Below are 23,861 nucleotides of genomic sequence, written 5' to 3'. Positions count from 1 at the left end.
TTTCATGGAAGAAAAAAAGAAGAAAACAATCGGATTTAATATTATTAAAAGTGATCCGACCGACGGACATGGCGGTTTTGGCGCCGGGGCGCTGAGCCTTGACAATATTTCTCCGGTATTTGTCGATGTGGAAGAGAAGGAAGCCTTCGTTGACATCGGCGCAATGCATGCCCGCAGTGTCGTTGAAAAAGGCATCAAATTCCTGCCGAACAAAGATGAAGTGCCGAACGGAAAACCGTACTGGCTCGTGTGGGTCACCATCGACAGAAAAGAAGAAGGCCCTTATTACGCGGGTGTGACGGCTTGTGAAATGACCGTGGACAGAAGTATCCGCAGAGGCTATAAGTCATTGCCGGAGCATGTGAATTTAATGGATAAATCAATGAAGCGCTGCATTATCGTGGACAAAATGGACGCCAGCTCAAAGCAGGTGCTTGCTGAATTTCTGCAGAAGCATGACCAAGGGCTCTGGGAACGTTCATCCGATGAATTGAAAACAGGTCTGTTTCCGGAAGAAAAATAATTTGTGAACTTTTTGTGAACTTTATAAATATTTGCACTATTTTGCAATTGTACTGAGTAAACTGTTGATACAGAATCAGGACATGGAAAGTCCCGAGCCGAACCAAGACTCGGGGTTTTTCATGTTTACGCGGAGGTTTCATCATGTTCATCGTCTTTGAAATCGGGCCTTGGGTCATTGAAGCAGATGCGGCGGAAACGAGAAAACAATACGAAAACTCATGGCCTGATCCTTGCGATTGCGGGAGCTGCCGGAACTTTTCCGAGGCGGTGAATCTCCTTCCCGCCGAGAAAACAAGGCTGTTTACGCAGTTTGGGATTCGTCCGGCTGTCTGTCACGACTTGGGGGAGCATGGAAAGGAAAACGGCCTGCATCATTATGCGGGCAGCTATCCGATTGTTGGCAGGCTTAGGGAAGGCTGGCCGAAGTTTCATATAGAGAGGGCGGGAGATATCCGCTTTTCGTTTTCATTGCCGAGTACAACATTTTTTATACCGAAGGGTTTTCCTGACCCTATTATCCATCTCGACTTTTCACTCTTGCTCCCATGGGTGCTTGAGGAAGACGCGGATTAAAGCCCGGCGCGCAATGCACCGGGCTCAGTCTTTTTTACCGAGCCACTTATCCCACCATTTTTTGCGCGGAGCTTCTTTGCGGGCGGGGGCGTGTTCCTTTTCTTTTTTAGACGGTTCCGGTCCGTAGCACACATCCGCGGGTTCAGTGCCTGCGATGAAATACGTATAATGCTTTGCGGCGCAGCCGGGTCCCGAAGTGTGGCCGGAAGCGGGGTCGATATAGACGCCCGTGACGCCCTTCGGCGGTTTAAGCGCTATTTCCGGTTCTCCTTCGAGCGCCTTCTCCATAAAGTCCGCCCAAATCGTCTTCGCATAGCTTTTTTCTTCTACTGAATCAATCGTGCTGCTTTTGTCATAGCCTGTCCATACACCGGCGGCAAGAGCCGGGTTAAAGCCGATCATCCAGCTGTCTGCGCTCGTCGTGCCTGATTTACCGCCATAGGTTCGGGTCAGCCGGTCAGAAATGGTGCGTCCCGTGACGGAAGTATAGCCGTTTAAATCCTGATCAAACATGCCCGTCATCATGCTCGCCGTCACAAAAGCGGCTTTTTTATCAAGCGTCTGCTGATGTCCGCGCGGCTGTTCATACAAGACGTTGCCGGCAGTATCCGTCACTTTTGTGATAAAGGAAGGGGTGATTTGTTTTCCCCCGTTTGCGAGCATCGCGTAGGCATTAACCATCTCAATCGGGCGCACGGGTTCAGTTCCGAGCGCCAGAGACGGAAGAGGCTTTAAATGTTCGCTGATGCCGAATTCCTTTGCCGCCGACACGAGCTTATTCATGCCGAGAAAGAGATGGGTCTTCACGGCATAAATGTTGTCTGACAACGCAAGCGCCTGAAGCAGCGTAATCGGTTTATTGGCGTAATAGCCGTTGTAATTGCTTGGAGAATAGGTTTCTCCGTTGTCGTCAATCTGGAACTCTGTGGCTTCGCTTTTCATCAGCGTAACCGGTGTAAAGCCGCTTTGAATCGCTTTGTAGTACAAAAGCGGCTTGATCGTGGAAGCCGGCTGCCGTTTCGCCTGTGTCGCCCGGTCAAACGGGCTTTTTTCGTAGTCACGTCCGCCGAGAAGCGCAAGCACGCGCCCTGTTGCCGGATCAATCGCGGAAAAGCCGACCTGAATGTCAGAGCCGGTACGGATCGTATGTGCCACAGTGTTTTCCGCAATCCGCTGCATGCGCTTATCAAGCGTCGTATAAACACGCAATCCGCTCGTTGCGAGCTGTTCGCGCGTCATGCCGAGCTTTTTCTCGAGTTCTTTCATCGCATCATCGTAAAAATAAGGCGCCGTTTTCGCTGCGGTTCTGTTTTTCAGCGGCTGATAGGCAAGCGGCATTTTCTTAAGCCTTTCCGCCTTTTCGTTTGAGATCATTTTTTGTCCGGCCATCAGTCGGAGAATGGTTTCCTGGCGCTGTTTGGCCTTCTTTTCGCTGACATATGGCGAATAGCCGGACGGGCCTTTCGGTATGCCCGCCAGAAGCACGGCTTCCGCATCGTTCAGATCTTTGGCGTGTTTGCCGAAATACAGGCGCGAGGCGGCTTCAATTCCATATGCGCCGTGGCCGTAATATATCGTATTTACATAACCTTCTAAAATCTCGTTTTTAGAATAGTTCTGTTCAAGGCGGATCGTGTAAAATGCTTCGTTCCATTTTCGTTTCCATGTCTTATCATGCTCAAGGTAGAGATTTCTTGCGTATTGCTGGGTGATGGTGCTTGCGCCCTGAACCTTGGCCATTGCCTTTATGTCAGCCAGCGCGGCGGCGGCCATCCGCCGGTAATCAAAACCGTAGTGATTGTAAAAGTTTTGATCCTCCACCGCAATGGCGGCCTGCACTGCTATCGGATTGATATCTTTTAACCGGACCCAGTAGCGCTTTTCCCCGAAATCGGTCTCACCTAGCTTTGAGCTGTCATTTGCATAAAGAATCGTAGACTGAGGGACCCGGACGGAGGGGGCCCCCTGCCATTTCGCTGCAAGAAGAACGGATGTGAAGCAGACGCCGGCCAGCATTCCGCCGATCAGTGTCAGAAAGATGCAGGCGCGGATGATTTTGAACGTGATTCTGAGCTGTTTTCCAGATACTTTATCCACTTTTGGGAACCCCCTTTTTCATGATTCTATTATTATGTGAAAAAAGGGGGTTTTTTAAACATATCAAACCGGACACTTCTTTACTTTTTCCCCTCCATCCTCTATACTTTTTCCTTAGGTGAAAATGAGATTTTAACCGGAATAAAAGCGATACAGACGCTTACAATAAATGAAATAAGCCTCGAAAGGGAGATGACAATTGAGCGAGCTTTGGTATACGGAGAAGCAGACGAAGAATTTCGGCATTACATTAAAGGTGAAACAAACATTACATACGGAACAGACGGAATTTCAGCATCTGGAAATGGTGGAGACAGAAGAATTCGGCAACATGCTGTTCTTAGACGGAATGGTCATGACTTCTGAAAAAGACGAATTCGTCTATCATGAAATGGTTGCGCACGTCCCGTTATTTACGCACCCGAATCCGGAAAACGTCCTCGTTGTCGGCGGCGGAGACGGCGGTGTCATCAGAGAGATTCTGAAGCATCCAAGCGTAAAAAAAGCGACGCTTGTCGACATTGACGGCAAGGTTATTGAATACTCTAAAAAATTCCTTCCGTCCATTGCGGGCAAGCTTGATGATCCGCGCGTCGACGTGAGAGTCGATGACGGTTTCATGCACATCGCGAAATCAGAGAATGAGTATGACGTCATTATGGTTGATTCAACAGAACCGGTCGGACCGGCCGTCAATCTGTTCTCAAAAGGCTTCTATGCCGGAATTTCCAAGGCGTTAAAAGAAGACGGCATCTTCGTCGCGCAGACGGACAACCCGTGGTTTACACCGGAACTGATTACAAACGTACAGCGTGACGTGAAAGAAATCTTCCCGATCACCCGTCTGTATACGGCTAATATCCCGACGTACCCGAGCGGCCTGTGGACATTTACGATCGGTTCTAAAAAGTACGATCCGCTTGAAGTGGAGGACAGCCGTTTCTTTGACATCGACACGAAATATTACACGAAAGAGCTTCACAAAGCGGCATTTGTTCTTCCGAAATTTGTGAGCGATTTAATCAAATAAAAACGTACGGCGCAGGAGCGAATCTTGCGCTTTTTTACAGGAAAGCGAGGGTTTTATCATGAGGTTTGATGAAGCATATTCAGGAAAAGTATTTATCGCAAGCCGCCCCGACTGGAAAGAGGCTGACGCCATCCTTTACGGCATGCCGATGGATTGGACGGTCAGCTACCGTCCGGGTTCACGATTCGGCCCGGGGAGAATCCGCGAGGTGTCTATCGGTCTTGAAGAATACAGCCCGTATCTCGACCGTGACTTGGCTGATTTGAATTTCTTTGACGCCGGCGACATTCCGCTCCCGTTCGGCAATCCGCAAAGAAGCCTTGATATGATTGAAGAATACGTGGACAGCATTTTAGAAAAAGGAAAGTTCCCGCTCGGCATGGGAGGGGAGCACCTTGTATCATGGCCTGTCATAAAAGCCATGTATAAGAAGTTTCCGGACCTTGCCATCATTCATTTTGACGCGCACACCGACCTGCGCACGGATTATGAAGGCGAACCGCTTTCCCACTCTACTCCGATCCGCAAAGCGGCCGAGCTCATCGGGCCTCAAAACGTATTTTCATTCGGCATCCGCTCCGGAATGAAGGAAGAATTTGAATGGGCGAAAGAAAACGGCATGCACATTTCTAAGTTTGAAGTGCTTGAGCCGCTGAAAAAAGTGCTGCCGCAGCTTGCGGGACGCCCTGTTTATGTCACCATCGATATCGACGTGCTTGACCCCGCTCATGCGCCGGGAACGGGCACGGTTGACGCAGGAGGCATCACGTCTAAAGAATTGCTCGCGTCCATCCATGAAATCGCGCGCTCAGAAGTCAACGTAAAAGGCGCTGACCTCGTAGAAGTCGCGCCGGTCTATGACCACTCAGAACAAACCGCAAACACGGCAAGCAAGATGATTCGTGAAATGCTGCTTGGGTTTGTGAAATAAAAGAATTTCCCCCGCTTGAAACACGCGGGGGATTTTTATATTGTATATAAACTACTTAGAAGTTAGTAAAAGCAACATATTATTTTACTATTAATAATTGATGTTATTGATAAAAATTATATAATAGGGTATTATTTAGTAAATACATCTTTAGAAAGGAAGTTAGAATGAAAACAGCAGTAGAAAATGAATTGGAATTAAAAAAGATTGAAATTTCTGTAATTAAACTGATAATTGCTGAAAAACCTAATAAAGAGATCGCTAAGTCATTAAACTACTCGCAGCGTAATGTCGAATATATCATAGCCGGTCTCTGTAAAAAGTGGAATGTGAGTACTAGAGTGGGTATTGTTTCGGAAGCATATAAAAGGAATTGTATACAGTGAACGAAATGAAAGAAAAACCCCTATTGAGGGGGTTTATTTATATATGCTAAAAAAACATTCTATACAGGAATGCCGTAAAAATAAAAACTGAGATTGTCAGGTAGTTCAAATTTGTTCTCCATTTCAGAAGAATAAACAAAAGAAATAAGTATGCAATATTGAACAAATCAAAGATAGAAAAAATCAAATGATTACTTGTGAAAAATAAACTAGTGTTTGGATGTTCTGCGAAAATGTTTTTGAATGATATAAGAAAAAACTTAATTGCGACCGGGATGTTAGAAAACATAAATAGGGAATAAAAGGTTTTAATCTTAATTTGAGCGCCAAGAAAATTTATAATGAGAAATAATACAAATCCTTCAAAAATCACCCCGAACATTAAAAGTAACAGTGCGGCTATCGCAATGATATAATCTAAATGTTTTACTTGCTCAACAACTTGTATAGGGATGTTTTTGGGAATTAAACTTTTCATAAAAGGTAATAGGGAACTTAAATAAAAAGCTAACCCGATAATATAAAACAAAAATGAGGACAAAAAATTAATGTTTCGGTCCTTAAATGAAGATAATTCAATTTGCATAATCCTAAGAGACTCCTTTTATAAAGATAGGTGTAATAAATGTTTCTAACATAGCTGCTATAATTAAACCGAGAAATATAATACCAATATATTTAAAAGTGAATTTTAAATTTATTTTGAGGAGTAATAAATCCAAAGTTAATTTCATTCCTACAGAAGCTGCAAGAAGCAATACCGGGACTTCAATTATTCCATGGGGTATAACAAGCAGTAAAAGGTTTAAATTGTCTTTGATGTTTCCTATGGCATTTCCTAAAATTAATCCATTAATAATTAAAACTGCAATCGTGCCAAGTGACAGCGTCAACGGGCCTAAAAAAACAAGCAGACTCGCTACTTTAATATTATTAAAGAAAATCTGAAAAAAATCCGGACGGATATTTCGATTTAGATTATTTACATTTGAAGCGGGATCTGTATAAAAATATGCTGTAAATAAAGCAATTAAAAATAAGATCAGACAGAGTATGTACAATTTGACTAAAACGTTCTTTTTAAACAAAGTATTTTCATCCATTCGTTTAAGGGACTGCCAGGGATATTGAATTTAATGTTTTATGTTAAGCTGCTGCTGTACTTGCTGCAGCCAATTGTTCTAAAACGGCTAATGGCAAGCCTGCACCAAGAGATCCTAAAACAGTAATGATAGCCAGGACTGAACCCGTTGCGGTGATAGCACTGACAATCCAACTAGGAGCTATTATTCCAGCTCTGTTTAAAATATCGATGACATCCATGCTTAAATGATTATGTTTTATACTGAAAAGAGCGAGAACAATGATTCCTGATGCTACTAATGTAAAAATCGCTTTACTATTTTGTGTTTTTAAAAGTAGACTCATTTTTTCCTCCAATTTTTTCAATATCCCCAGCAAGTTAAATAATAAAATATATTGGAAGCTATTTGAATTGCGGATTTCCGAAAAAAATATTTAGAGGTGAAATCCGTTAAGGTATCTGCTGACTTATTTCAGTACAAAGAAAGCCGGACCATATGTATGATCCGGCTTTCTTTGTACTGAAACATTTATACTTTTTTTTCAAGAATAATATCAAAATAATCGGCTGCCCCATAACCTGAAATAGGAGGAGCAAATATTTGAACCAGCTTCCATCCTTGCTGCGAATACTTTTCAATAATTTCTTTATAGTCTTCTTTAGGCTTTCCTTTCCATCGGTTTACTTCTACTTTTATGAACTTATATTCGTACATTGCTGTATAATCCTCCGGAAGTGTATTGGAATTGTTACCTTGTTTTTCGATTATGATAAACTTGAATCCATAAATAGAGCGCGCAGCCTATTAAAAGTATTGGAAATTGCCATCCTGTATTTCCGTTTTTAAAATAATCTATTAATGACCATATCAGTAAAGCGACAGTATAAAAACTAAATGCTATTCTGGCGGCTATACCCGATTGGTGTTTTTGCATCTCATCCATTTTCTTCATAAGAACCGCTCCCTTAATTTTTTTTGGCGTTATAGTTGAATACTTTATCTATCCCCGTATTTAATGCGTGAGCTATCGAAAAAGCCAGACTTAAAGTTGGGTCATATTTATTATTTTCAATTGCATTGATGGTTTGTCTGGTCACATTGCAGAGCTTAGCCAGATCATTTTGTGAAATATCAGCTGCTGTTCTAAGTTTTTTTATATTGTTATCCACTAAAACCCTCCTTAAATATTTTTGTTTTTATTTTAAATTTTCAAATTTATATATATTTATTTTAAATAATATATGCATATGTGTCAAATACTTTTTACACATTTGAATTTTAAGGTATACTTTTTGTTTTTGCAAATTAGTTGTTTATATAAAAAACGGCTTGCAGTTTAACCTGCAAGCCTAAAAGTAATCATCATTTAAATCATTCCGCGCTGAGCAACTTCAAATTGATGTTTCGGTGCACTTGCGATGTCGGCTGAAACAAAAACAGTGCTTATTGCCAAGCAAGTAAGTGCTAATTTATACTTCAATTTCATACAACTTCACACCTCCTTGAATCTGCTGTCTTGTTTCTTCCACCTTTAAAAAATATGCGGAAGCCTTCTCGAAATTTTCTCTTTCATGATAATATTTTGCCACATCTAAGGCAAAATCTTCAAGATCAGCATACATCGATTTATCTCTGAGAAAGTCAAAACATTCTATGATTGCTTCTTCATCAGGCTCACCGACATACAAAGATTCCAAAAATTCATACTCGACTATATATAGGGAATCTTCTGCCTCCTCTGCATAAGATACCCCTTTGTCATGATATTGTCTGGCTATGGCCATATTTCCGATTTTATAATGTATTTGTGTGATTAAGAAATAGGCTTGCGGGAGAGAAGTGATGATGTTCCCATCTTCAAAAACAGCTATTGCCCGTTTTATGTAATCAATGGCTGGTTTGTAATTTTCTTGGCTGTTAAAACAAAGTCCGATATTATATAGAGTCCGGCCCATTAATTGTGGCTGCTGTTCTGCCTCTGCCATGGCATAAGCCTTTTTAAAATGCTGAATTGCTTCATCATATTGCTTTAAGTCAAGAAAGTTGGTAGCGAACAATGAATGGCACTGAAGCACCCTTATATTATATGCCTCCTGCTTATGATAAATTTCATAAGCCTGCCGGGCATAATCCATAGAAAAATATGTCTGTTTCATATAATAGTAGGACTCTGACATCTTAAAATAAAATTCAGCTTTCTCGATACAATCTTTGACAAAATCAAACTTATATTCAGCTTTCTTAAAAAACTGAATCGCTGAAAGATATTCACGGCATTCCAGCTCATACATCCCCCGGAAAAAATTAAAATAATAATCAAGACGTCCGGTCAGCCGGGCCTGCTTTTTATCAATATCCGCGAGCAGATCCGATAGTCTCGGCTGTTCTTCTATCCGCTGCGATTCCAGCGGTTCGAGGTATTCGAGCATCAGATTATGGCGGAATTCCATGAGAGAATAGTATAGATGAAGATCCTGATCATCTTCCAGACCTGCAAGTTCTTCTTTGATTTCTCTCCGCAAGTACTCGGCGTCCGGGATGCTGAACCTTCGAATGTACATATACCATTCGTTGATTTTTTCTCCAACCGCTGAAGATGATAAAACACTCGCCACTATTCCCAATCCCTCCCTTCCACGTTATGTATATGACATATTTTATCATTTTCATTCGGAAGGATAGCGCAAAAATACCGCAATGTTTTCTTTCGTTAAAACCGCATGTCTGCGGATATCATTTCAAAAATCCACTATTATCCCCACAATTTGTACAAGCAAACAAATACACCTTCCCATATTCTGTTGTATCTGCGTGAGCAGTGTATGTCTGAAAAGGAAGTGAAGATATGAGAAATAACAAGCTTTCTTTTAAAGAAAAAGCAGGAGCCGCACAAGAAGAATGTTTATGTTTTTGCGAGGAAGAAGCAAGCCGTGAAGCGATGTTTCAAGCGCCGATTGAATTGCCTGAGGGGTTTGTCGTTGATCCGGCTGAAGCTGTTGCAAACGTGACGTGGAATGCAGAAAGCCTTTCTTGTGTCATTGAACGCTGTTTCATTGAGACGGGACCAGAGCCTAATGAAATCGGTGTTCAATTCGCAGTGCGCCTGCAGGGAACTGTTACGCTTCTCGTCAGTGTCTCACCAGTGCGAAATCAATATGGACAAGGGAACGGGTCTGTTTCTGTCATCCGCAATGCAGAGATTGACCAAGTCGTCTATTATTCCGATGAGCCTGATGATTGCCCGGATGTCAGTGACATTACGATCGAGAACCTTATTGTCGTTCCGCCATTCTATGGCAGTCCTTTATCGGTGACGGGCACGATTGTGCTTGTGCCCGAACCGGAACCCGTTTATGCGTTTACAGCGAATCCAAACGATCAATCGGTTTCTGTGATAGATACAAACACTCACACCGTTGTGACAAAAATTGCTCTTCCGTACCGGCCGACAGGTATTGAAATAACTCCGGATAAAAGCGCTGTGTTTGTTTTGCACTTCAACAATAATGTGATTTCTGTCATCGATTATGACACTTTAACAGTGACAGCATCCATACTGCTGGATCAGCCGCCTGGATCGATAAAATGTATCCCAAATCATGAGTTTGCTTATGTTCTCGGCGATACTGCGATTTATGTGATTGGAATTGATACGTTAACTGTGGATAGGTCGATTCCTGTGGAAGGATTTGATTTTGCAATTGATCCCAATGGGTTATTCGCCTATGTTCTTGATTTTGGTTTAGTGCAAAAAGTGGACCTATTCACCGGTGAAGTCACAGGAACGATTGAACGAGAGCTTATCGTATCATCCATAGAAACAAATTGGCCGGAGCGGTATGCGTATGTCTTAGAACAAGAATTCTTATTCAATTATTTGACGGTTATTGACTTAAATACGTTTACGATCAGCATTACCCAAGAGCTGGAGCCTGATGGCCAATATGTAATGTTTACGAGTGGATCAGAGGTGTATTTACATGACAGCTTCACTGGCAATTTATATGCTGTCAGTCCGAATGGTGCAGGCGTTATAGGAAATGTTCCGCAATCGGCAAGAGACTTTGCGTTTACTCCGAATGGCGAATTTCTGTATGCTGCTCATTTTTTAGAGCAGAACATCACTGTTTACAACACGGATGATTATTCTGTGGAAACTGTGATATCTCTTGGGGTTTCACCGGGAGATATTGTGATTTAACCAACTGCATGCTGTACATTTCTAAAAGGATGTGAATTGATGAAAAAGAATGATCTGTCTGCTTTACAGGAAAATTGTTTCTGTTTTTGTGATGAGGAAATTAGCAGAGAAGCGCTGTTTCAAGTGCCGATTGACATTCCCGAGGGGTTCACCATTGATTCTGCCGAAGCAGCTGCGACGGTTACATGGAGTACTGCTCATTTATTATGTATCAGTGAGCCTTGCTTAATCCAGACTGGGCCGGAACCAGAAGATATCGGTGTTCGATATGCCGTGAGAGTTAAAGGGACCGTTACGCTTCTTGTCAGTGTGTCGCCTGTACGAAATCAATATGGACAAGGGGACGGGTCTGTTTCTGTGATTCATACTGAAGAGATTGATCAAGTTGTTTATTATGCATCGCAGTCTGGCCGCTGTCCTGATTTCAGTCAGATAACAGTGGAAGATCTTCTCATTGTACCGCCTTTCTACGGCAGTCCGCTTACGGTGACCGGTACACTTGTTTTACCGCCATCGCCAGACCCTCAATCGTATGTGTTTACAGCCAATTCAGGAGACAGCACGGTTTCGGTTATTGATTCAGATTTAAACACTGTTGTAAAAACAATCCATTTTTCTGACGTGCCAACTAATCTAGGCGTTACTTTCGATAAAGCTTTCACGTATGTCCTCCATGGGAATACCAACCTTGTCTCAGTGCTAGATAATAAAACATTAACCATCATAAATACCATCACTGTTGGAGGAGGGCCGAGAAAGGTTGAATTTGATTCAACAGATGAGTTCGCGTACGTGATGGCCGCCGGATCTATATATATGATCAACATGGCCTCTCAATCGGTCATTGATGTCATTCCGATACCCGGCGCTTTAGACTTTGCTCTTGATCCCAATGGACAGTATGTCTATACCGCTAATGGAAGCAGTTGGTCGGTTGATAAATATGATGTAAATACTGGGCAGTTGGTAGAAAGTATCATAGATACATTTGAATTTCCCAGTTTAATTGCCACTCCTTACGCTGGAAATTTTGCGTATGTGTTGAATGGTGAGCTGCTGCCGAAAGGTGTAACGGAGATCAGTTTGTCACCATTAAGCAGGGGAGGCGACTTCAACCGTTTATTTGAAACTCTGAGGACGATTGTATTTTCTCGCGATAGCACTAGGGCTTATTTTCTAGAGCCATATAGTGAACCGTTTCTCATTAATAACTTATACGTAGTTAATACGGCTGGACAGAGGATCGTTGCAAACGTGTCTCTGCCCGGCGCCTTTGACCTCGCCGTAACACCTGATAATCAGTACATTTATGCAGCACAGCCCGACGACAATACCGTAACCGTGTACCGCACGAGTGATTATACAGCCATGACGGTGATTCCGGTTGGGACTGGTCCGTCAGCGATTGCCATGTAGCTTATTTCACAGGTTGAGAGAAGCAGAGCTGCGATAAAAAAATCGTTTATAAATAAATGAGCCGATCTGCTGGATGGCAGCCAGGATGATTAAAAACAGCAGTTCACTTATGGTGAAACTGAGCATCCACCAAACCCCGGCTCCTGTCAGCGCTCCCGCAAGCCCTTTTTTGAACAGGCTGCCATGCTGGAAAAGCTGCAGCAAGTACGTCCGCATAAAATACAATAAATACAAAATCAGTAACACCGTGAGTCCCATTGATACGACAAGGGGCGTGTGAAAGCGGAAAGGGACGGCTTTGACGATTTCGAACATGCATCCGAATATGATGACTTGGCATAATACAGCAGCCATCACGTGTGTTTGGCGGACGTTTTTATAGCTGTCACGCAGCGCTTTGACATCGTTGGCATTTCTGCTGCACAATCTATGCTGCTGGAAGTCGCAGCAGCTTCGATGAGACTGTGTGAGTTTCTGAAAAGCTGCTGTCATGTTTTTCACGGATTGGGTGACATAGTGATATGATTTTCTCTTCTCATAAGGAACTGCTTTTTATGAGGTTTATCTTCAAATCTAATGAGCAATGATGGTAAGATAGAAGCAGTTGAAGTTTACAAACTGAAGGATTATACTATTCAAGTCAAAGCGGAATGATGAAAAGGACGTGTCAAAATGAAACAAGAGACACCGATAACACTCCATGTGAAGTCTGTGATCGAGGATGACGGAAATGAGGAAGTCATCGAATTCCGTACTACCGGATTTTACTATGTAAAACAACAAAAAGTGTATCTATCTTATTATGAAGAACACGACCTGGGCAAAGTAAAAACGATTGTGAAGGTGAGCGAAGGCGAAGTCCTGATCATGAGGTCAGGCGCTGTTAAAATGAATCAGCGTTTCATAACGGGAGCTTCCACAATTGCGAAATATAAAATGTCATTTGGTGAGCTTGAGCTGCAAACAAGCACAAAATCGATTCAATCTGATCTCGGTGAAGAAAAAGGCCGAATCAGCATCGCATATGACATGCATGTCGGAGACGAGCAGCAGCATTTACATAATATGACGATCACGTATGAGGGAGGAACTCACGCATGAATATTGCGGAACAAATGAAGGACGTGCTGAAGGATGAGATCAAAGCGGCCGTTCTGAAAGCGGGCCTGGCGGACGAAAGCCAGATTCCAAGCGTACTGTTAGAAACGCCGAAAGAAAAAACACACGGTGATTATTCCACAAACATGGCGATGCAGCTGGCGAGAATCGCAAAAAAAGCGCCGCGCCAAATCGCTGAGGAGATCGTGGCGTCATTTGATAAAGGCAAAGCTTCCATTGAAAAGATGGATATTGCGGGACCCGGCTTTATCAACTTTTACATGAACAACAGCTACTTAACAAAACTGATTCCGTCCGTGCTTGAAGCGGGTGAACATTACGGAGAGACAAACATCGGACAAGGCGAAAAGATTCAGGTCGAATTCGTATCAGCCAACCCGACGGGAGATCTTCACTTAGGTCATGCGCGCGGCGCGGCGGTAGGTGACGCGCTGTGCAGCGTGCTTTCTAAAGCGGGCTATGATGTGAGCCGCGAATACTATATTAATGATGCGGGCAACCAGATTAACAACCTGGCGCTTTCCGTTGAAGTCCGTTATTTTGAAGCGCTCGGTCTCGAGAAATCGATGCCGGAAGACGGCTACCGCGGCGAGGATATTATCGCCATCGGGAAAAAGCTTGCCGAAGATTTCGGCGACCGTTTCGTACATGAAGAGGAGAGCGAACGCCAGGCGTTTTTCCGTGAATACGGCTTAAAGTACGAGCTTGATAAACTTCGCTCCGACCTGGAAAATTTCCGCGTGCCGTTTGACGTATGGTATTCTGAAACGTCACTGTACGAAAACGGAAAAATTGATCAGGCGCTCGAGGCGCTTCGCGAAAAGGGCCATGTATACGAAGAGGACGGTGCGACATGGTTCCGTTCCACAACGTTCGGCGACGATAAAGACCGTGTGCTGATCAAAAAAGACGGCTCATACACTTATTTGCTGCCGGATATCGCATACCATAAAGACAAACTTGACCGCGGATTCGACAAGCTCATCAATGTGTGGGGCGCGGATCACCACGGGTATATTCCGCGTATGAAAGCGGCAATTGAAGCGCTCGGTTACAAGAAAGGCACATTGGAAGTTGAGATCATTCAGCTCGTTCATTTATACAAAAACGGCGAAAAAATGAAGATGAGCAAACGCACGGGGAAAGCCGTAACGATGCGCGACCTGATTGAAGAGGTCGGCCTTGATGCGGTCCGTTATTTCTTCGCGATGCGCAGTGCTGATACGCACATGGATTTTGACTTGGATCTTGCCGTATCCACATCTAACGAAAACCCTGTGTATTATGCGCAATACGCACATGCACGTATTTGCAGCATGCTTCGCCAAGGGGAGGAGCAGGGACTTAAACCGGCGGCAGATCTTGATTTCAGCCATATTCAATCAGAAAAAGAATATGACCTGCTGAAAACGATCGGCGGCTTCCCTGAGGCAGTGGCAGAAGCGGCGGAAAAACGCATTCCTCACCGTGTCACAAACTATATTTATGATCTGGCTTCCGCTCTGCACAGCTTCTACAATGCGGAGAAAGTCATCGATCCGGAAAATAAAGAGAAGAGCCGCGCGCGTCTCGCTTTAATGAAGGCGACGCAAATTACGCTGAACAATGCGCTTCAGCTGATCGGCGTATCCGCTCCGGAAAAAATGTAATGATGATCAAAGGACAAAGTCTTCGGGCTTTGTTCTTTTTTTGTATATAAAGCGTGTGATGTAATTCACAATCCCGCACACTGAGTTTTTGTATGATAAGACTGATATTGAATCAGTGAAAGGGGCAAGCCGAATGATCAATCGTCAACATATTCAATTATCGTTGCAGTCATTAAGCTTAGTGGCAGGGTTTATGGTGTGGGTGCTGATTTCATCGCTCATTTCTCAAATGACATCAGATATTCATTTAAGCAAAGGCGAGATTTCATTGGTGACGGCGATTCCCGTTATTCTCGGATCGCTTCTCCGTATTCCTTTAGGATATTTAACGAACAGGTATGGCGCGCGGCTGATGTTTATGATCAGCTTCATCCTGCTTTTGTTTCCTGTATTTTGGATCAGTATCGCGGATTCTTTATTTGATTTAATCGCGGGCGGCTTTTTCTTAGGGATCGGGGGAGCGGTATTCTCCATCGGAGTGACGTCCCTCCCGAAATATTATCCGAAAGAAAAGCACGGTGTCGTCAATGGGATTTACGGTGCCGGAAACATCGGCACCGCCGTTACTACCTTTGCGGCGCCGGTTATCGCTCAAGCCGCGGGATGGAAAGCAACCGTGCAGATGTATCTTGTTTTGCTGGCTGTTTTCGCATTACTGCATGTTTTGTTCGGCGACCGGCATGAGAAGAAAGTCAAAGTTTCCATAAAGACACAAATGAAAGCCGTTTACCGAAATCATGTGCTGTGGATGTTGAGCCTGTTTTATTTTATTACGTTCGGCGCCTTTGTCGCCTTTACCATCTATCTTCCGAATTTTTTGGTTGAGCATTTTGGGCTGAGCCCTGCGGACGCCGGTCTGCGGACGGCCGGCTTTATTGCGGTCTCTACGCTGCTCAGGCCTGTGGGAGGGTTTCTTGCAGATAAACTGAGCCCGCTCCGCATTCTGATGTTCGTTTTCGCAGGGCTTACGCTGTCAGGCGTCATGCTGTCATTCTCCCCGACGATCGGCCTTTATGCGTTTGGATCGCTGACGGTGGCAGTCTGCTCAGGGATTGGAAACGGGACTGTATTTAAACTGGTGCCTTTCTACTTTTCGAAGCAAGCGGGGATTGCCAACGGTATTGTGTCAGCTATGGGCGGACTGGGCGGGTTTTTCCCTCCGCTGATTCTGGCAAGTGTATTTCAGGCAACAGGCCAATACGCGATCGGGTTTATGGCGCTTTCAGAGGTCGCGTTAGCCAGCTTTGTTCTTGTGATCTGGATGTATTGGCAGGAAAAAATGAAAACACATACGGAGAGAAACAGTCAGAGCCTCAATTCATAATGATCCATTCACAAGATTGTTAGTTTTTTCTGGGTGAGTGCAAATCAAGTCACGTTACAATATACATACGCAACGTGACTTTCTTCGAGGTGAGCTCATGAATATTCTCTCTGTCCGAAAATCTGATAAAGAACTTCTTTCCCGCGAACTGCATGAATTGCTGGAATCGATCAGTACGAAAAGGAAAATGAAAAAACACACGTATTTGTTTCAAGAAGGAATGGATGCAAAAGAGCTTTATCTGATTCAATCAGGACTCATTGAAATCGGCAAGCTGACGTCTGACGGAAAAGACCTGACGCTTAGAATCTGCCAAAAAAACGATATTGTCGGGGAATTGACGCTATTCACAGATGAGCCGAGATATATGCTCAGTGCGAAAGTGTTAGAGGATGGCGAGGTGCTCGTCATTAATAAAAACAAGCTGGAAAAGGAATTGATCCAAAACGGTGTTTTGACGTTTGAATTTATGAAATGGATGAGCACCCATCTTCGAAAAATCCAGTCCAAGATCAGGGACCTGCTTCTTCACGGCAAAAAGGGGGCGCTCTATTCCACCCTTATCCGCTTATCAAACAGCTACGGGGTGGATCGAAGCGACGGAATTCTGATTAACATTGTGCTGACAAATCAGGATTTGGCTAAGTTTTGCGCGGCGGCAAGGGAGAGCGTCAACCGCATGCTGGGAGACCTCCGCAAACAAGGGGTTATTTCGATAGACGAAACCGGAAAAATTATTTTGCACAAGCGGGACTATTTACGGTGTGAGATCGAGTGTGAAAATTGTCCGCTTGAGATCTGCAATATTGACTGAAAAAAACAAGGACAGCGGTGTCCTTGTTTTTTTACCTTGTGATAAACAGGCACATGACGGCAAGAAAGAAGCCGGCATTTACGATTTCCAGAATGCCGATCGTTTTCACCGGCCAGTCTCTTCCGTGAAAAAACCAGGCCCGCAGACTGCTTGGGATAAAAGCGAGAAACGCCCAGCCTGCCCCGAAAAGAGCCGATAAAAAGGGGAGCAAGAGGTGATATCCCCACGACCAGTATGCAAAGGTTCTGTTTTTTCTCTCCCGTATGACCGATTTCACGTAAAAAGAACTCCCGACAAAAAATAAAGCGGATTGCAAGAATAGAAACCAAGACCAGCCGTCAAGGGTTCCCGTTCCCAGCCAGCAGCTCGCAAGCCCGCCTGAACAAAAGAACAGAACACCTGCAATATCATTCGTGAGCGCCCGTTCGTTTTTTCGGCGGGCATAATGCGTATGTATGAGAAACAGCGGCAATAAAAAAACGCCGATCCAGACGAGCTGCGGCTTATGAAAGACAGAAATGATCAAAAAGCAGCAGGCCGGAAAACCGTAATACCATATCCACTTTTGATAGGGCTGAAGCTGTTTCTTTTTCAAAGCGAGCGAAACGGGATAAACCGCTAAGTATAGGAACAGCCAGCCCAAAAAGAGCGGAATATGCCAGAAAACCGGGCCTCCCTTGACCATGCCGAGTAAAAATGGAATCAGCAGCATCGCCCATGCGCCGTGCTGCTTCGGAATCATCGCCTTCATCGAAACCCTCCTTTTTATTTCATTATAAGTGCAAACACTCTCCTGATAAGTGACTTTTATCATACAAGCTGTGAAATACATCACTGCCGTGCGGGCTCAATCGGGCTACACTAAAGCTATCCTTAGCACAGGAGGCTTTCCTATGAATCAGTGTGACTATTTATTATTTCTGAAACAACTTCCTATGTTTAATGAAGTGCCTCTGTCCATTGTCGAAACCTTGCTGAAAAACGGGACGTTTATCCGCGGCTCATCTGACCAATCTCCATCCTTTCTTCATTCACAATCCGTTTATATTGTATTAAAAGGCAATATCTGTTTTACGGACAGCAGACTCCCTGAAGGGTCGCAAACCGTTGCGCTGTGGGAAAAAGGCGATGTGTTTCCGATTGATGAAAAAGGCGGGCTCTCTTTATCGCCTTTTATCTCAGTCAATGCCTCACCGGATATTCTGGTACTCCATATTCCATATTCCGTATTTAAGCAAATGATGTCTTACCATCCGCGGCTGCAAATGAACTTTTTGGCGATGCTTCAGCAAAATGTCTTCTGTTCTTATCAATTGTTTTTGCGGTATCTGCATACATCACGGGATGAAAACGCCGAACCCGGTTCTTAAACAGAACCGGTTTTTTTGATACGCCGGGCGTCCTCATATCGTTTGAAAATCCTTCCTGCTGCTCTGTGTGAACGTTTTGTGAAAAAAGCAGAGTGTGTGACATAGTTCACAAGGTGATGCGCCGTCTCTGTTTATAGTGTACATAGCATCACCTGACTCGGAAGGAGTGAACGATCATGAAGAAAAAGAAAATGAGTCCGTTGCTCAGGAGATTAAACTATTTTTCTCCTATCGAACATCATTCAAATAACCATAGCCAAACGACAAGCGAAGATCGTGATTGGGAGAATGTATACAGAAACAGATGGCAGTACGACAAAGTCGTTCGCTCCACCCACGGTGTCAACTGTACGGGTTCTTGCAGCTGGAATATTTATGTGAAAAACGGAATTGTCACGTGGGAAGGACAAAACTTGAATTATCCATCAACAGGCCCGGATATGCCTGATTTCGAACCGAGAGGCTGTCCGCGGGGGGCCAGTTTTTCTTGGTACATCTACAGCCCGCTCCGTGTGAAATATCCATATGTGCGCGGTGTGCTGATCAATTTGTGGCGGGAAGCATTGCAGGCGCATCATAATCCGCTGGATGCCTGGAAATCGATCGTCGAAAACCCTGAAAAAGCGAAGTCCTATAAACAGGCAAGAGGGAAAGGCGGCTTTGTCCGCGCGGAATGGCCGGAGGTGCTGAAGCTGATTTCAGCCTCTCTGCTGTATACAGTGATGAAATACGGGCCTGACCGGAATGTCGGTTTTTCTCCGATCCCGGCGATGTCCATGATCAGCCACGCATCAGGTTCGCGATTCATGTCGTTAATCGGCGGCCCAATGCTCAGTTTTTATGACTGGTATGCGGATCTTCCGCCGGCGTCCCCGCAAATTTGGGGCGACCAGACGGACGTTCCGGAGAGCAGTGATTGGTACAATTCAGGCTATATCATCACATGGGGCTCCAACGTTCCGTTAACGAGAACGCCTGATGCGCATTTTCTGGCGGAAGCCCGCTATAAAGGCGCCAAGGTTATTTCGATCAGTCCCGATTTTGCGGAATCCTCAAAGTTTGCGGATGACTGGCTGAGTATCCGCCAGGGGACTGACGGGGCGCTTGCGATGGCGATGGGTCACGTCATTTTGCAGGAATTTTACGTGAACCAAGAAACTGAACGTTTTATTGAGTACGCGAAGCAATACACCGATTTTCCATTCTTCGTCACTCTGTCAAAAGAGAACGGCGTGTATACAGCCGGGCGGTTTCTGCATGCGAAAGACATCGGGCGGCAGACAAAAAATGATCAGTGGAAGCCGGCGGTCTGGAATGAACAGACAGGTGCGTTTGCCATACCGCAAGGAACAATGGGCTCCCGCTGGGACGGGCAGCAGAAATGGAATCTGCACATGATCGACGAAGACACCGGGGAACAGATTGAGCCCCGTCTCTCCGTGCTCGGAATAGAGGACGAAATCGGCATGGTGCGCATTCCGTATTTTTCAAATGACGGAAACAAAGTGCTTGAGCGGAATCTTCCTATTAAAAAATTGGATCTGAATGGTGAGGAGACGTACGTCACGACCGTGTTTGACTTGATATTGGCCAACTACGGCGTGAACCGGGGCATCGGCGGACAATCAGCCGCATCTTATGATGATCCCCGTCCGTTCACACCTGCCTGGCAGGAACAGATCACGGGAATTAAAAGAGAAGCCGTGATACAGATTGCCAGGGAGTTTGCCCAAAATGCGATCGATACAGACGGCAGATCCATGATTATCGTAGGGGCCGGCATTAACCACTGGTTCAACTCCGACACGATTTACCGTGCGGTGTTAAATCTTGTTTTACTCGTAGGCGCCCAAGGCGTAAACGGCGGAGGCTGGGCCCATTACGTGGGGCAGGAAAAGCTCCGTCCGGCTGAAGGGTGGCAGACGATTGCAACCGCAAAGGACTGGGAAGGCGTGCCTAAACTGCAAAACGGCACCTCGTTTTTCTACTTTGCGACAGACCAGTGGCGTTATGAAGACCAGCCGATCAGTGACTTGGCTTCACCGATCGCTTCTTCATCCCGCTACAAGCATCACGCCGATTACAATGTGCTGGCGGCGCGATTAGGGTGGCTTCCGTCCTACCCGACATTCAATCAAAACGGCATTGATCTGTACAAAGAAGCTGAGAAGGCGGGGGCGGCGACACCTGAAGACGTAGGTGCGTACGTGGCCTCACGGCTTCAAGAGAAAAAACTGAAATTCGCGATTGAAGACCCAGACAATGAAGTGAATTTCCCAAGGAATCTCTTCGTATGGCGGGCAAATCTGATCTCAAGCTCAGGAAAAGGGCATGAATACTTTCTTAAGCATCTGCTGGGGACGACGAACGGTTTGATGAATGACGACAGCGACAGCATTCGCCCTGAAGAAATCAAATGGAGGGAGCAGGCACCGGAAGGAAAGCTCGACTTGTTAATCAACCTCGATTTTCGAATGGCGGGTACGGCGCTGTATTCCGATATCGTGCTGCCGGCGGCGACATGGTATGAAAAACACGATCTCAGCAGCACGGATATGCATCCGTTTATTCATCCATTTGCTCCGGCCATCTCGGCGCCGTGGGAATCGAAGTCAGACTGGGATATTTTCAAGGCGCTGTCAAAAGCCGTTTCCGATCTGGCGGAAGAAGTCGATATGGAGCCGGTGAAAGAGGTAGTCGCCACGCCGCTCCTCCACGACACGATGCAGGAATTGGCCCAGCCGTTCGGCAAAATCAATGACTGGAGCAAGGGTGAATGTGAAGCCATTCCGGGGAAAACGATGCCGAACATCCATGTCGTTGAACGGGATTACAAACACATTTTTCATAAAATGACCGCGCTCGGCCCTCATACGGCTTTAAAACCGAGCGGGACAAAAGGGATGAGCTGGTCGATTGCGGATGAATATGAATCACTCAAACAGAGACTGGGAGAAACCGATTCAAACAGCGTTGCCAAAGGATGCCCGAATATAAGTGAAGCGAAGCAGGCGGCGGAAGCGATTTTAACCCTGTCGTCCACCTCCAATGGAAAAGTCGCCGTGAAAGCATGGGAATCACTTGAAAACATCACAAACCTGAAGCTGAAAGACCTGGCGGAAGAGCGCGAGGAAGAATGCTTTACGTTCGAGCAAATTACAGCCCAGCCGAAAACGGTCATCACCTCTCCGGCCTTTACCGGCTCAGAAAAAGGAGGGCGCAGGTACTCGCCGTTTACGACGAATGTGGAAAAATTAATCCCGTGGCGGACGCTGACAGGCAGACAATCCTATTATGTCGATCATGAACTGATGATGGAATTCGGTGAAACGATGGCGACATTTAAACCGATCCTCCAGCACCGTCCGTTCCTAAGCAAGCGGCCTGATCAAGAGGGCAAAGAGATCGTTCTTAATTATTTGACGCCGCATAATAAATGGTCCGTCCACAGCATGTATTTTGATTCTCTGCCGATGCTGACGCTGTTCCGCGGCGGGCCGACCGTGTGGATGAATAAAGATGATGCTGCGGATACGGATATCAAAGACAACGATTGGATTGAATGCTTCAACCGAAACGGCGTTGTCGTCGCGAGAGCGGTTTTGTCTCACCGGATTCCTAAAGGAATGGCGTTTATGCACCATGCCCAGGACCGCCACATCAACGTGCCCGGCACAAAACTGACAAATAACCGCGGAGGCACCCATAACAGCCCGACAAGGATTCACGTCAAGCCGACACAGATGATCGGGGGCTATGCCCAGCTCAGTTACGGCTTTAACTATTACGGTCCAACAGGGAATCAGCGCGATCTGAATGTCGTCATCCGCAAGCTGAAGGAGGTCGATTGGCTTGAAGATTAAAGCGCAAATCGGGATGGTCATGAACTTGGATAAATGCATCGGCTGCCACACGTGCAGCGTCACCTGCAAAAACACGTGGACAAACCGTTCCGGTGCGGAATATATGTACTTCAATAATGTAGAAACAAAGCCTGGCATCGGCTACCCGAAGCAATGGGAGGACCAGGACAAATATAAAGGCGGCTGGACGTTGAAAAAAGGAAAGCTTGAACTGAAGTCAGGCCCGAAAACAAACCGGCTTGCAGGCCTTTTCTATAACCCGAACCAGCCGACGATTGATGACTACTATGAACCTTGGAACTATGATTATGAAACGTTAACAAACAGCCCGCAGAAAAAACACCAACCGGTGGCGCGCCCGAAATCGTCCTTAACGGGGGATTTCATGAATATCGAATGGGGCCCGAACTGGGAAGATGATCTCGCGGGCGGCCATATTACAGGGCTTGAAGATCCAAACGTTCAAAAAATGGAGGAATCCATTAAAACGGAATTCGATGAGGTTTTTATGATGTATCTGCCGCGTATTTGCGAACACTGCATCAATCCGGCGTGCGTGTCCTCCTGCCCGTCCGGCGCCATGTACAAACGCGATGAAGACGGCATCGTTCTCGTTGATCAAAACGCGTGCCGTTCATGGAGATATTGCGTCTCATCCTGTCCTTATAAAAAAGTCTATTTTAACTGGCAAACGAACAAAGCGGAAAAATGCACACTCTGCTTCCCGCGATTGGAGGCGGGGCTGCCGACCATCTGCTCCGAAACGTGTGTGGGCAGAATCCGCTATCTCGGCGTCATGCTGTATGACGCGGACAAAGTGGAGGAAGCGGCATCGGTTGAAAATGAAAAGGATCTCTACCATTCCCAACTGGACGTTTTTCTTGATCCGAATGATCCTGAGATTGCCAAACTGGCAAAAGAACAAGGCATCCCGGCTGAATGGATAGAGGCTGCGCAGCAATCGCCGATCTATAAAATGATCATTGACTGGAAGATTGCGCTTCCGCTTCACCCTGAGTACCGTACACTGCCGATGGTTTGGTACATTCCGCCGCTCAGCCCGATTATGAATCTCTTTGAAGGAAAAGGCAGCCGGCAAACGGCGGAAGCGATTTTTCCGGCTATCGACCAAATGAGAATTCCGATTGACTATTTGGCGCAGTTATTAACGGCGGGGGATACGGATCATATTCGGTCCACGTTAAAGAAAATGTCTGTCATGCGCCAGTATATGAGGGCGGTTCAGACGAATAAATCCATCGACCCGGCATTGGTCTCCAGTGTCGGCTTAACAGAACAGCAAATTGAAGACATGTACCGGCTGCTGGCGATCGCCAAATATGATGACCGCTTTGTGATCCCGAGCAGCCATCGTGAAGAAGTGTCTGATTTATACGCTGAACAAGGGAGCTGCGGCTTATCATTTTCAGGCGGCCCTGGCTCTTGTTTCTAATTTTTCATAAATGAGGTGTAATAAC

General features: G+C 45.4%; 23 protein-coding genes and 1 pseudogene. 14 read left to right on the top strand and 10 right to left on the bottom strand.

Annotated features, from left to right (window positions below; all coding sequences use genetic code 11):
- Positions 1-4 precede the first annotated feature (4 nt).
- Positions 5-523: a YwhD family protein gene (locus BXO87_RS09135; protein WP_038460220.1), complete on the top strand. Its 519-nt coding sequence runs from the start codon at positions 5-7 to the stop codon at positions 521-523.
- Between the two features lie 143 nt (positions 524-666).
- Positions 667-1,098: a hypothetical protein gene (locus BXO87_RS09130; RefSeq protein ID WP_038460218.1), complete on the top strand. Its 432-nt coding sequence runs from the start codon at positions 667-669 to the stop codon at positions 1,096-1,098.
- Positions 1,099-1,122: 24 nt separating this feature from the next.
- Here the strand turns inward: BXO87_RS09130 and BXO87_RS09125 are convergent, their stop codons facing one another.
- Complete coding sequence (locus BXO87_RS09125) at positions 1,123-3,195, bottom strand: transglycosylase domain-containing protein (RefSeq protein ID WP_038460216.1); 2,073 nt, start codon at positions 3,193-3,195, stop codon at positions 1,123-1,125.
- A 199-nt stretch (positions 3,196-3,394) separates the two neighbouring features.
- Here BXO87_RS09125 and speE point away from each other — a divergent pair, with 199 nt between their 5' ends.
- The 3 genes from speE (at position 3,395) to BXO87_RS09110 (ending at position 5,542) form a co-directional block, all read left to right on the top strand.
- Complete coding sequence (gene speE / locus BXO87_RS09120) at positions 3,395-4,225, top strand: spermidine synthase (RefSeq protein WP_003151052.1); 831 nt, start codon at positions 3,395-3,397, stop codon at positions 4,223-4,225.
- 58 nt (positions 4,226-4,283) lie between these two features.
- On the top strand, positions 4,284-5,156 hold the full coding sequence (gene speB / locus BXO87_RS09115; RefSeq protein ID WP_007614448.1) for an agmatinase: 873 nt from the start codon (positions 4,284-4,286) through the stop codon (positions 5,154-5,156).
- Positions 5,157-5,323: 167 nt separating this feature from the next.
- Entirely contained in the window at positions 5,324-5,542 is a 219-nt protein-coding gene (locus BXO87_RS09110) for a helix-turn-helix transcriptional regulator (RefSeq protein WP_003151056.1), read from the top strand.
- A gap of 590 nt (positions 5,543-6,132) precedes the next feature.
- On the opposite strand, the gene BXO87_RS09100 is transcribed toward BXO87_RS09110, so the two are convergent.
- The 7 genes from BXO87_RS09100 to BXO87_RS09070 form a co-directional block, all read right to left on the bottom strand.
- Complete coding sequence (locus BXO87_RS09100) at positions 6,133-6,645, bottom strand: stage II sporulation protein M (RefSeq protein WP_007614439.1); 513 nt, start codon at positions 6,643-6,645, stop codon at positions 6,133-6,135.
- 43 nt (positions 6,646-6,688) lie between these two features.
- Entirely contained in the window at positions 6,689-6,970 is a 282-nt protein-coding gene (locus tag BXO87_RS09095) for a hypothetical protein (RefSeq protein ID WP_007407643.1), read from the bottom strand.
- Positions 6,971-7,155: 185 nt separating this feature from the next.
- Positions 7,156-7,341, bottom strand: coding sequence for a DUF4177 domain-containing protein (locus BXO87_RS09090; protein WP_007407642.1), 186 nt, complete (start codon positions 7,339-7,341; stop codon positions 7,156-7,158).
- 34 nt (positions 7,342-7,375) lie between these two features.
- Positions 7,376-7,579, bottom strand: coding sequence for a hypothetical protein (locus tag BXO87_RS09085; RefSeq protein WP_007407641.1), 204 nt, complete (start codon positions 7,577-7,579; stop codon positions 7,376-7,378).
- 13 nt (positions 7,580-7,592) lie between these two features.
- Positions 7,593-7,796, bottom strand: coding sequence for a helix-turn-helix transcriptional regulator (locus tag BXO87_RS09080; RefSeq protein WP_003151064.1), 204 nt, complete (start codon positions 7,794-7,796; stop codon positions 7,593-7,595).
- 197 nt (positions 7,797-7,993) lie between these two features.
- The gene (locus BXO87_RS09075) at positions 7,994-8,113 is read right to left on the bottom strand and encodes a PhrC/PhrF family phosphatase-inhibitory pheromone (RefSeq protein WP_015240778.1); all 120 of its coding nucleotides are present in this window, start codon (positions 8,111-8,113) and stop codon (positions 7,994-7,996) included.
- Positions 8,097-9,242, bottom strand: coding sequence for a response regulator aspartate phosphatase (locus BXO87_RS09070; protein ID WP_038460214.1), 1,146 nt, complete (start codon positions 9,240-9,242; stop codon positions 8,097-8,099). The genes BXO87_RS09075 and BXO87_RS09070 overlap by 17 nt, the downstream gene beginning before the upstream one ends.
- A gap of 230 nt (positions 9,243-9,472) precedes the next feature.
- On the opposite strand from BXO87_RS09070, the gene BXO87_RS09060 reads away from it, so the two are divergent.
- Together BXO87_RS09060 and BXO87_RS09055 are read left to right on the top strand one after the other, a co-directional pair.
- Entirely contained in the window at positions 9,473-10,828 is a 1,356-nt protein-coding gene (locus BXO87_RS09060; RefSeq protein ID WP_038460212.1) for a YncE family protein, read from the top strand.
- A gap of 39 nt (positions 10,829-10,867) precedes the next feature.
- Entirely contained in the window at positions 10,868-12,244 is a 1,377-nt protein-coding gene (locus BXO87_RS09055; RefSeq protein WP_038460210.1) for a YncE family protein, read from the top strand.
- Between the two features lie 6 nt (positions 12,245-12,250).
- Here BXO87_RS09055 and BXO87_RS09050 read toward each other — a convergent pair.
- A pseudogene (locus BXO87_RS09050) lies at positions 12,251-12,763 on the bottom strand (bacteriocin biosynthesis protein AlbG); the annotation flags it as partial.
- A 153-nt stretch (positions 12,764-12,916) separates the two neighbouring features.
- Between BXO87_RS09050 and BXO87_RS09045 the strand changes: the two are divergent.
- From BXO87_RS09045 to BXO87_RS09030, 4 genes are all read left to right on the top strand, one after another.
- The gene (locus BXO87_RS09045; protein ID WP_032869448.1) at positions 12,917-13,345 is read left to right on the top strand and encodes a YwiB family protein; all 429 of its coding nucleotides are present in this window, start codon (positions 12,917-12,919) and stop codon (positions 13,343-13,345) included.
- Positions 13,342-15,012 carry an arginine--tRNA ligase gene (gene argS / locus BXO87_RS09040; RefSeq protein ID WP_038460208.1) on the top strand — a complete coding sequence of 557 codons (1,671 nt, stop codon included), beginning with the start codon at positions 13,342-13,344 and terminating at the stop codon, positions 15,010-15,012. Before BXO87_RS09045 ends, argS begins: the two co-directional genes overlap by 4 nt.
- Positions 15,013-15,145: 133 nt before the next feature.
- Positions 15,146-16,336 (top strand): nitrate transporter NarK, encoded by a 1,191-nt coding sequence (gene narK / locus BXO87_RS09035; RefSeq protein ID WP_032875893.1) that lies wholly within the window; start codon positions 15,146-15,148, stop codon positions 16,334-16,336.
- Positions 16,337-16,433: 97 nt separating this feature from the next.
- Positions 16,434-17,150 carry a Crp/Fnr family transcriptional regulator gene (locus BXO87_RS09030; RefSeq protein WP_032875896.1) on the top strand — a complete coding sequence of 239 codons (717 nt, stop codon included), beginning with the start codon at positions 16,434-16,436 and terminating at the stop codon, positions 17,148-17,150.
- A gap of 31 nt (positions 17,151-17,181) precedes the next feature.
- Here the strand turns inward: BXO87_RS09030 and BXO87_RS09025 are convergent, their stop codons facing one another.
- Positions 17,182-17,901, bottom strand: a complete 720-nt coding sequence (locus BXO87_RS09025; RefSeq protein WP_038460205.1) for a YwiC-like family protein — start codon at positions 17,899-17,901, stop codon at positions 17,182-17,184.
- A 142-nt stretch (positions 17,902-18,043) separates the two neighbouring features.
- On the opposite strand from BXO87_RS09025, the gene BXO87_RS09020 reads away from it, so the two are divergent.
- The 3 genes from BXO87_RS09020 to narH all read left to right on the top strand — a co-directional run bounded on the left by BXO87_RS09020 (position 18,044) and on the right by narH (position 23,836).
- Positions 18,044-18,520 carry a cyclic nucleotide-binding domain-containing protein gene (locus BXO87_RS09020; protein WP_038460203.1) on the top strand — a complete coding sequence of 159 codons (477 nt, stop codon included), beginning with the start codon at positions 18,044-18,046 and terminating at the stop codon, positions 18,518-18,520.
- A 176-nt stretch (positions 18,521-18,696) separates the two neighbouring features.
- On the top strand, positions 18,697-22,383 hold the full coding sequence (locus BXO87_RS09015) for a nitrate reductase subunit alpha (protein ID WP_038460201.1): 3,687 nt from the start codon (positions 18,697-18,699) through the stop codon (positions 22,381-22,383).
- Complete coding sequence (gene narH / locus BXO87_RS09010; protein ID WP_038460199.1) at positions 22,373-23,836, top strand: nitrate reductase subunit beta; 1,464 nt, start codon at positions 22,373-22,375, stop codon at positions 23,834-23,836. The genes BXO87_RS09015 and narH overlap by 11 nt, the downstream gene beginning before the upstream one ends.
- The last annotated feature ends 25 nt before the right edge of the window (positions 23,837-23,861 follow it).

The sequence above is a fragment of the Bacillus sp. GZB genome, assembly GCF_001975995.1.
Lineage (GTDB): Bacteria > Bacillota > Bacilli > Bacillales > Bacillaceae > Bacillus > Bacillus velezensis.
Note: the sequence above shows the minus strand (reverse complement) of the source record. Positions and strands in the feature narration are given on the sequence as shown.